The organism is Kitasatospora sp. NPDC004531, from assembly GCF_053602195.1.
The window spans coordinates 1-8,952 of sequence record NZ_JBSGDD010000152.1 but is presented as its reverse complement, the minus strand read 5'-3'; the positions used below and the strand labels follow the sequence as shown (position 1 = coordinate 8,952).

The window sequence follows — 8,952 nt, the reverse complement described above, 5'->3', positions numbered from 1 at the left end:
CCTCGGTCATGACGGTCGGTCAGTACTACATCGAGCGGCACTACGCCCGGGGCGCCAACCGGACCCTGCCGCCCACCCCGGTCAGCTCCTCGCTGAGCAGCCGCAGCCGCGCCCGCGCGCTGCTCTCGTACGCCTGGCTGCTGGCCCGGGCCTCGTCGGAGCGGTTGAAGTACCGTCCGCTCACGCCGTCCAGCGCCGGGTCGGTGACCAGGCGCAGGGTGTGCCGCACGCCCTCGGCGACGGTGCTCTGGGGGGTGAACAGGTTGACCACCATCTTGGTGGGCATGTACGACGCCGGGTGCAGCGCGTTGACCGTCACCCCGGTGCCGGCGAGTGCCTCGGCCAGGTCGAAGGTCAGCATGATCTGGGCCAGCTTGGCCTGGCAGTACGCCTGGACGCCGTCCCAGCGGCGGCGCAGCATCACGTCGTCGAAGTTGATCGGCGCCTGGCCGGCCGAGGTGACGTTGACGATCCGGGCCGGCGCGGAGAGGGCCAGCAGCGGGGCGAGGCGCACCGCGAGCACGTAGGCGGCCAGGTAGTCGACCTGGAAGGTCATCTCGTGGCCGTCGAAGCTCTCCTGGCGGTCCAGCTCGACGCCGATGCCGGCGTTGTTGACCAGCGCGTCGAGCCGGTCCAGGCCGGCCGCCCGTTCGGCCAGCTTGTGGACGTCGGAGAGGCGGGCGAAGTCCGCCAGCAGGTAGCTGATCCGGTCGTTGCCGGTCTCGGCGCGCAGCTCGGCGAGGAGGGCGTCGCCGCGTTCCTGGCTGCGGCCGTGCAGCACCAGGGTGGCGCCCTGGGCGGCGAGTTCGCGGGCCATGGCGCGGCCGAGGCCGTCGGTGGCGCCGGTGATGAGGATGGTCTGTTCTTCGATCGGGGTCACAGCAGCCTCCGGGGTCTGGAGAAGGGCGCTGCCCGGAAGCAACGTCGGTGCTTCCGGGCAGCAGATGGCCGATCAGACGATCGGGTGGCCACTGGCGGTGGTCTCCGGGACGTTCTCCTTGGCGTCCCAGTGCTCCGCGATCAGGCCGCCCTCGATGCGGAAGACGTCCACCACGGCCATGCCGCGGTCGCCGTCGTGGGCGGTGAAGTGGCTGTGCACGAAGACCAGGTCGTGGTCGGAGGCGATCCGGCGGATCTCGAAGCGGCCGTCGGGGACCTGGGTCTTGAACCCGGCGACGAAGTCGGCGACCGGCTTGCGGCCGTCGGGCAGGTTGGGGTTGTGCTGGATCAGGTTCTCGGCGAGGAAGCGGTCGGCCTCGTCGGCCTTGCCCTCGTTCCAGACGGTGGTGAGGTAGTCGGTCACCAGCTGCTTGTTGTGCTCGGACATCACGGACTCTCCCGTTCGTGGATTTCGGTGGTGCGCGGTGGTCATGAGGTGGATGGTGCGGGGACCGGCTGGTCGGCCGAGGCCGGGGCCGCCGGAGCCTTGGTGCCGCGACCGGACAGCACGTGCGCGCCGGCCGCCGCGAGGAGCAGCAGCAGGGCGAGTCCGGGCATCAGGGTCGCGCCGACGGAGGGCAGGAAGGTGGAGCCGATCAGGCTGCCCAGGCTCATGCCGAGGTAGAGCGCGGAGGCGTTGAGCGCCAGGATCAGCGCCGGGTGGGCGGGCAGCACGGCGATCAGCCGGGCCTGCTGCGGGGCCTGGTACATCTGGCTGAAGAAGGCCCAGACGGCGAACAGCACCAGGCCGGCGACGGCCAGCTTCGGGGTGACCACCAGCAGGGCCAGGGCCACGCCCAGGCCGGCCAGCGCCACCGTGATGGTGCGGGTGCCGCCGAGCTTCTCGCTGATCCGCGGCGCCAGCGCGTTGCCGAGCACACCGACGACGCCGAACGCCATCAGGGTGCCGGAGACCACTCCGGCGCTGGCGTCGAAGCGGGCCGCCAGGTAGGCGCCGGCCACGCCGTACACGGTGAACTGGGCGGCCATGAAGAGCAGGGTGGTGGTGACGGTGGGCAGCGCGCCGGGGGTGCGCAGCGCGGCCCGGTAGGCCTGGGCGGTCGGCGGTTCGCCGGCCGGCAGGTCCGGCACCAGCACCGCCACCAGCACCAGGGACAGCAGGGACAGCGCGCTGACGCCGAGCAGGGCCGGGCGCCAGCTCATGGTGGAGCCGAGGAAGGAGGCGAGCGGGACGCCGAGCACGGAGGCGGCGGTCATGCCGGCGAACACCGTGGCCAGCGCGCGGTGGCGGCGTTCCGGTCCGACGATGGCGGCGCCGGCCGCCGAGGACGCCGGTCCGAAGATCGCCGCGCCGATCGCCCCGAGCACCCGGGTGAGGGTCATCGTGGTGTAGTCGGGCGCGACGGCGCTGAGCCCGCCGCCGACGGTGAGCAGCGCCAGGCCGAGCAGCAGGACCTTCTTGCGGTCCATCCGGCGCAGCAGGGCCGGCGCGGTCGGCGCGCCCACCGCGAAGGTGAGGGCGAACACGGTGACCAGCAGGCCGACGCTGGCCGGGGCGACCTCCAGGCTCTTGCCGATCGGGGCGTTGAGGCCGACGACGGCGAGCGAGATGGTGCCCAGACTGAAGTAGCCGAGTGCCAGCGCGAGCAGGGCAGGAGTGGGGTTTCGAGGATTCACGGGACCTCGTTTCGCAGGTGGATTCCGGTGCACGGTGAGCTGATTCGGGTGACGGCATCGGCTGGGCGTGCCCGCGTCCAGAACGCTAGCCAGACGGCCGAAGTCCAGTGCTCGGAGCGCTTCCCCGCGGGGCACTGTGAAAGGTCGTCGGATGCACTACGTCAACTCGTGGCCGGTGGGGACGGGGCGGTGGAAGAGCAGCGGCACGGGGCGGCCGGTGGCCACCAGCCAGTGCTCCAGGCCGCTGACCGCGACGAGCAGCACGGCGGTCGCGCCGAGGGTGGCGATCGCGGGGATGTGCGGGGCGCCGGCGGCCAGGCCGAGCAGGCAGAGCCCGGCCCCGACGCGGGTGGCCGAGGCGGCGCCGAACATCCGCCAGCGGGTGTAGCCGAAGGTCAGCGCGAAGATCGCGGCGCCGATCGGGAGCAGGGCGGCGCTGGGGTCGTGCGAGACGCCGGTGGGGTGGGCGACGACGTTGCCGGTGCCGACGGCGACCAGCAGCAGGCCGAGCACCAGCACCAGGTGGCCGTAGCTGAGCACGTCGCGCACCACGGTGGCCGGGGTGCGGTGGGTGCGCATGGAGTGCTCGACGGCGGGGGCGGCGAGGTGGAAGTACAGCCACCACATCGCGCCGCCGATCACGAAGCTGAGCACCAGCGCGGCGATCAGCGCGCCGGTGAGCGCGCCGGCCGAGGCGCGGGCGCCGACGGCGAGGATGTTCTCGCCGAGCGCGATGATGATGAACAGGCCGAAGCGTTCCGGGAGATGGGCGGCGCTGTAGGTCATGGCGTGCAGGCGGCGGCTCATCAGCGCGGGCAGCACGGCCTCGGCCAGGATGGCGGCGGCCCAGATCGCGGCCCGGGCGGGGCCGCTGGCGAAGGCTCCGGCGATCAGCGCCAGGGCGAACACCACGCCGACCGAGTAGGGGTGGATGGTGCGGGCGAAGGGGCGTTCGCGGCGGGTGGCCTCGCCCATCAGCAGCCGCAGCACCAGGTAGGAGCCGGCGAACAGCGCCGCTCCCGCGTGGCCGGACATCGCCCGCGGCGCGGCCACGCCCATGCCGTAGGTGGCCAGGCCGGCGGCGAGCAGCAGCAGCCGCTCGATGTGGGTCTCCTCGACCATGGTGACGGCCAGTGCGACGTCCACCCAGGCCCACCACAGCGGGGTGAGTATCAGCAGGGCCTGGCCGAACGTCGCCCAGCTCGGGGAGTGGCCGAGGATGTGGGTGGTCTGGCTGACGCCGAAGGCGAGCACGATGTCGTAGAACAGCTCCGCCCAGGTGGCCCGGGAGCGGGCGCCGTCGGCGGCGTGCTCGTGGCGGTGGTGGTGGAACATCTCCTCACCCTCTCTGCCCGGACGCGGACGCCCGGGCGGGACGGGCACCGGCCGGTCCCGCTGTGGGGGGCGGGACCGGCCGGTGGGGGTCAGGCGTCGTACCGGGCCAGCTCCTCGGGGGTCTGGTCGGTGTAGCCCTGGCTCACCTCGATGACCACGCCGTCGGGGTCGGTGACCCAGACGGTGCGCCAGCCGGTGATGTACTCGTCGAAGCCGAGCGGGCCGAGCGAGATGCTCAACCCGCCGTCGGCGCCGGCCAGGAAGGCGTCCACGTCGTCGACCTGGAAGGCCAGGTGGCGGACGGTGCCGGGGTTGGCCGGGCCGTCGTCCTTGGCGGCGGGGGCGGGCTCGGCGTCGCTGGCGAACAGCTCCAGCCAGGCCTCGCCGCGGCGCAGGAAGACCACCTTCCAGCCGTCGCCGGCCACCACCCGGGCCCGGCGGAAGCCGAACCAGCGGGTGTAGAACTCCTCGGTGGCCGCCTGGTCGCGGCAGTTGAGCCCGACGTGCGCCCAGCGCAGTGCGGCGGGTGCGGTCATCGCGGCCTCACTTCCCGAGGACGGGGGCGAACGGCGCGCTGTCGTGGAAGTTCGCCATGTAGACGATCTCGCCGCCGACGACGCGGAAGTAGTTGCACACCTCGGCCTCGATCTCCACGCCGCCGTGGGTGCGCCCGGTGATGTGCGAGACCACGGCGGCCTGCTCGCCGTCGATCACGACGTGGACCGGCTTGTTGGCGAACTCGGCGTACATGTCCGGGAATCCGCGCATCATGTCGCGCAGCGTCTCCCGGCCCTCGACGTGTCCGGCGAGCTGTTCGTCCATCACCGTGTCGACGGCGAACAGGTCGCACCACGGGTTCCAGTCGCCCGCGTTGGCGAGCTCGTAGTAGCGGTCCACGACACCCCTGGTGTCCATGGGTCTCCTCCTGGTCTGGGGGTGAACTCGGTGGGTGGGGGCGGGCGTTACGGGAGTTCGACGCCGATCTGGCGCATCAGGCCGGCGGTGTCGGCCTGCACCCAGCGCTCGACGACCTTGCCGTGCTCCAGCCGGTAGACCTCCAGGCTGGTCCAGCTGACCTCCTTGCCGGTCGGCTCGATCCCGAAGAACGGGCCGACGTGCCGGCCGGTGAAGGTGATGTGCATGATCACCTTGTCCGGGTCGGCCGGGTAGAGGGCGTCGAGGTGGGCGTGGAAGTCCAGCGCCTCGTGGGCGCCGATGATGATGCCCTTGAGCTCCTCCAGGCTGGCCACGCTCCAGGCCGGGTTGTTGTCCCGGAACTCGGGGCCGAACAGCTCGTCCAGGTCGTCGTAGCGGTGCTCGTTGACCGCGTCGCTGACCTTCTGCACCACGGCGGTGTTCTCGACGCCGCGGGCGAGCTGCGCCTTCAGGCCGAGCAGGTCGTCCTGCGCCCAGCGCTCGGCGAGCAGGCCGTCCTCGGCGCGCCAGATCTCGGTGGTGGTCCACTCGACCCGCTGACCCGTGGCCGGGATGCCGAGCACCTCGCCGCGGTGGGTGCCGGTGAGCTTGACCCGGGTGACCACGCGGTCCCCGGCGGTGAACGCCTCCAGCAGTTCGCCGCGCAGGTCGAGCGAGTCGTGCGCGGCCTTCAGGGCCTGCTGGTAGCTCTCCAGGCTGCTGATGTCGAAGCCCGGGTGGTGGTCCTGGAACGCGGGGTCGATCACGGCGGCGATGCCGTCGGAGTCGTTGCGGTTCAGCGCGTCCAGGAAGCGCCGGTACAGGTCGAGGTTCGCCTGCTGGTCTGCCATCGTCGGCCTCCTGCCGAGAGATCAGGGACGGTTGAGGATCAGATCGGCGGCCTTCTCGCCGATCATCACGCTGGGGGCGTGGGTGTTGCCGGCCACCACGGTCGGCATCACCGAGGCGTCGGCGACCCGCAGGCCGTCGATGCCGTGCACCCGCAGGTCCGGGCCGACCACGGCGTCCGGTCCGGCGCCCATCCGGCAGGTGCCGGCGGGGTGCCAGAGCGTCGTGGCGTTGGCGCGGACGTACGCGCGCAGGTCCGCGGTGTCGACGGCGTCCTTGCCGGGGCCGTACTCCGTTCCGCGGAAGTCGTCGAAGGCCGCGGTGTGGGCCAGTTCGCGGGCCAGCCGGACGCCCTCGACCAGGACGTCGAGGTCGGCCGGGTCGCTCAGGTAGCCGGGCCGGACCACCGCGGTGGAGCGCGGGTCGGTGTCGCGCAGGGTCACCGTGCCGCGGCTCGCGGGCAGCAGCGCGATGGGCGCGAAGGTGAAGCCGGGGCCCTGCCACAGCTCGGCGGGGGCGCCGGCCGGCAGGAACTTCACCGGCCCGAAGGTGAATTGGAGGTCGGGGCCGCGCGCGGGGTCGGCCGCGGCGGTGCGGGTGAACAGGCCGGCCTCGGACAGCGGCGCCTCGGGCGGCAGTTCGCGCAGCGACTCGTAGCAGACCGGCGTGAACAGGTGGTCCTGGAGGTTGCGGCCCACCCCGGGCAGGTCGACGAGCGCCTCGACGCCCGCCGCGCGCAGCTCGTCGGCCGGGCCGATGCCGGAGAGCATCAGCAGCTTCGGGCTCTCGAACGCGCCCGCGCAGACGACGACTTCGCGCTCGGCCCGCAGGGTGTGGGTGCGGTCGCCCTGGAGGTACTCGACGCCGACCGCGCGGCCGTCCTCGACCAGGATCCGGGTCGCCTGGGCGCCGGTCTGCACGGTGAGGTTCGGGCGGGCCAGCGCCGGCCGCAGGTACGCGGTCGCGGTGTCGGAGCGGCGGCCCTCGGGGGTCCGGGTGTGCTGGTAGTGGAACCCGAAGCCCTCCTGGTGCTCGGCGTTGTAGTCGCCGCCGCTGCGGTAGCCGTTCTCCCGGGTCGCCGCGACGAACGCCTCGGCCAGCGGGGTCGGCTCGGCCGGCGCGGCGACCTGCACCGGGCCGTCCTTGCCGCGCCAGGCGGAGCCGCCGCCGGCGAAGTCCTCCGAGCGCCGGAAGTACGGCAGCACGTCCTGGTAGCCCCAGCCGGGGTTGCCGAGGTCGCGCCAGCCGTCGTAGTCGTGGCGGCTGCCGCGCACCCACATCAGCGCGTTGACGGTGCTGCAGCCGCCGGCCACCCGGCCGCGGGCGACCGGGATGCGGCGCTCGTCCACGCCGGGCTCCGGCTCGGTGGCGTAGCCCCAGTCGATGCTCGCGCTCCAGTCGGCGGTGAGCAGCGCCAGCACCGCGCCCGCGTCGGTGCGCCGCAGTTCCTCGCGCTCGGGCCAGCCGCCGGCCTCCAGCAGCACGACGTTCGCCGAGCCGTCCTCGCTGAGCCGGGCGGCCACGGCGGCGCCTGCCGAGCCGGCGCCGACCACCACGTAGTCCGCGGCCATCAGCCGGCGTCCTCGACCGGGGTGAGGGCGCCGACCCGGTAGCGGGAGATCCGCAGCGCGCCGGTGGCCGGGTCGCGGACCAGCTGCCACAGCTGCTCGATCCGGAACGCCGCCCGGACGCCCTCGGCCAGGTGCTTGGCGGCCCAGATCACGATCAGCTCGATGTCGACCCGGCCGTCGGTCTCGATGGCGGCGAACTTCTCCAGCGTGTGGCTCTGGTCGGAGAACGCCTCGCCGACCACGGTGTACCAGTCCCGGAAGTCGGCGTGCGAGCGCAGCGTGCGCTCCGGGAACGCCATGTCCAGGCCCTCGTCGACCACCAGCGGCAGGAGGTCCTCCACCGGGTCGTGACGGCTCAGCAGATCGAACCAGTTCTGTGCGAATTCCCTGATTTCCGGGTTCTTCCCGGAGTTGGCGTCGGACATTTCCGCCTCTCCTTCCCGCAATTCGTGAGCGCGGCTGAGAGGGACGCTAGAATCCGGCCCGCCGGAGCGTCAACGGCCTTCTCCGCAAGCCCCCGCACTGTGCGAAGTCCCCTCCCGTCCTTCGGCAACTCGGCCGCTTGATCGGCCACTTGACGGCATCTCGGCACGCCAGGGCGTTGTCGACGGGGACATGCCGAAGTGCTTTCACCGACTTCGCAGTGTCCCGGCGGGCGGGGCGGCGGCTCTGGTGCGAATTCCGCGGCGGCTGTTAGACAGTAAACCCCGCCGACTTCCGACGGGAATTCGCAAGGCAATCGAAGGAGAACATCGCCGATGGCGAAGAAGCGAATCCTCATCGTGCTCTCCGAGTACGGCTACTGGGGTGAGGAGCTGGTCGGACCGCTGGAGACCTTCGACCGGGCCGGCTACGAAGTCACCTTCGCGACCCCGACCGGCAAGCGCCCCGCGGCCCTGCCGCCGAGCATGGACCCCGAGTACATCGACCCGCCGTTGGGCCGCTCGGTGACCAGCACCGAGATGGCCGAGAAGGTCAAGGTGCTGGACCGCTCCAGCCGGCTGGACGAGCCGCTGGACCTGGCGTCCTGGCTGCCGGACCGCCCGTACCGCAGCCGCAGCGACTTCCTGCGTGCCTGGGAGGGCTACCACACCCGCCGCGAGCAGGTGCGGGAGCAGATCGCCGAGCGCTACGACGCCCTGCTGATCGTCGGCGGCAGCGGCCCGATCGTCGACCTCGCCAACAACTGGCGGATCCACGACCTGATCCTGGCCTTCCGCGACCTCGACCTGCCGATCGCCGCCGAGTGCTACGGCATCGCGGCGCTCGCCTTCGCCCGCGAGCAGGACGACCGGACCAGCATCCTGCGCAACAAGCACGTCACCGGTCACTGCATCGAGTACGACTACAAGGACGGCACCGGCTTCATGGGCACCGACTTCGTGATCGGCCCGCCGCCGTACCCGCTGGAGTACATCCTGCGCGACGCCACGCTCCCCGAGGGCGCCTTCCACGGCAACTTCGGCAAGGAGACCTCGGTGATCGTCGACTACCCGTTCATCACCGGGCGCTCCACCCCGGACTCCTACCTCACCGGCCAGAAGCTGGTCGAGGTGCTGGAGCACGGGCTGCGCCAGTGGGGCTTCAAGGCCTGACGCCGCGCCGGCGGCGGGGACCTGACGCCGCGCCGGCGGCGGGGACCTGACGCCGCGCCGGCGGCGGGGACCTGACGCCGCGCCGGCGGCGGGGAGCAGGGCGGGCGCCC

10 protein-coding genes are annotated in these 8,952 nt (G+C 72.4%); 1 reads left to right on the top strand and 9 read right to left on the bottom strand.

Annotation, left to right across the window (positions count from 1 at the left end; genetic code table 11):
* Positions 1–40 precede the first annotated feature (40 nt).
* From ACWEMJ_RS32740 to ACWEMJ_RS32700, 9 genes are all read right to left on the bottom strand, one after another.
* Positions 41–880 carry an SDR family NAD(P)-dependent oxidoreductase gene (locus ACWEMJ_RS32740; protein WP_452140779.1) on the bottom strand — a complete coding sequence of 280 codons (840 nt, stop codon included), beginning with the start codon at positions 878–880 and terminating at the stop codon, positions 41–43.
* 72 nt (positions 881–952) lie between these two features.
* Positions 953–1,327, bottom strand: a complete 375-nt coding sequence (locus tag ACWEMJ_RS32735) for a nuclear transport factor 2 family protein (protein ID WP_452140778.1) — start codon at positions 1,325–1,327, stop codon at positions 953–955.
* 41 nt (positions 1,328–1,368) lie between these two features.
* Positions 1,369–2,577, bottom strand: coding sequence for an MFS transporter (locus ACWEMJ_RS32730; protein ID WP_452140777.1), 1,209 nt, complete (start codon positions 2,575–2,577; stop codon positions 1,369–1,371).
* A gap of 156 nt (positions 2,578–2,733) precedes the next feature.
* The gene (locus ACWEMJ_RS32725; RefSeq protein WP_452140776.1) at positions 2,734–3,912 is read right to left on the bottom strand and encodes a low temperature requirement protein A; all 1,179 of its coding nucleotides are present in this window, start codon (positions 3,910–3,912) and stop codon (positions 2,734–2,736) included.
* A gap of 89 nt (positions 3,913–4,001) precedes the next feature.
* Positions 4,002–4,448: a VOC family protein gene (locus ACWEMJ_RS32720; RefSeq protein WP_452140775.1), complete on the bottom strand. Its 447-nt coding sequence runs from the start codon at positions 4,446–4,448 to the stop codon at positions 4,002–4,004.
* 7 nt (positions 4,449–4,455) lie between these two features.
* Positions 4,456–4,827, bottom strand: a complete 372-nt coding sequence (locus tag ACWEMJ_RS32715) for a nuclear transport factor 2 family protein (protein ID WP_452140774.1) — start codon at positions 4,825–4,827, stop codon at positions 4,456–4,458.
* 47 nt (positions 4,828–4,874) lie between these two features.
* The gene (locus ACWEMJ_RS32710) at positions 4,875–5,678 is read right to left on the bottom strand and encodes an ester cyclase (RefSeq protein WP_452140773.1); all 804 of its coding nucleotides are present in this window, start codon (positions 5,676–5,678) and stop codon (positions 4,875–4,877) included.
* A gap of 21 nt (positions 5,679–5,699) precedes the next feature.
* Positions 5,700–7,247 carry a GMC family oxidoreductase gene (locus tag ACWEMJ_RS32705; protein WP_452140772.1) on the bottom strand — a complete coding sequence of 516 codons (1,548 nt, stop codon included), beginning with the start codon at positions 7,245–7,247 and terminating at the stop codon, positions 5,700–5,702.
* On the bottom strand, positions 7,247–7,672 hold the full coding sequence (locus ACWEMJ_RS32700) for a nuclear transport factor 2 family protein (protein ID WP_452140771.1): 426 nt from the start codon (positions 7,670–7,672) through the stop codon (positions 7,247–7,249). Before ACWEMJ_RS32700 ends, ACWEMJ_RS32705 begins: the two co-directional genes overlap by 1 nt.
* Positions 7,673–8,005: 333 nt before the next feature.
* Here ACWEMJ_RS32700 and ACWEMJ_RS32695 point away from each other — a divergent pair, with 333 nt between their 5' ends.
* Entirely contained in the window at positions 8,006–8,842 is an 837-nt protein-coding gene (locus ACWEMJ_RS32695; RefSeq protein WP_452140770.1) for a type 1 glutamine amidotransferase domain-containing protein, read from the top strand.
* Positions 8,843–8,952: the final 110 nt, after the last annotated feature.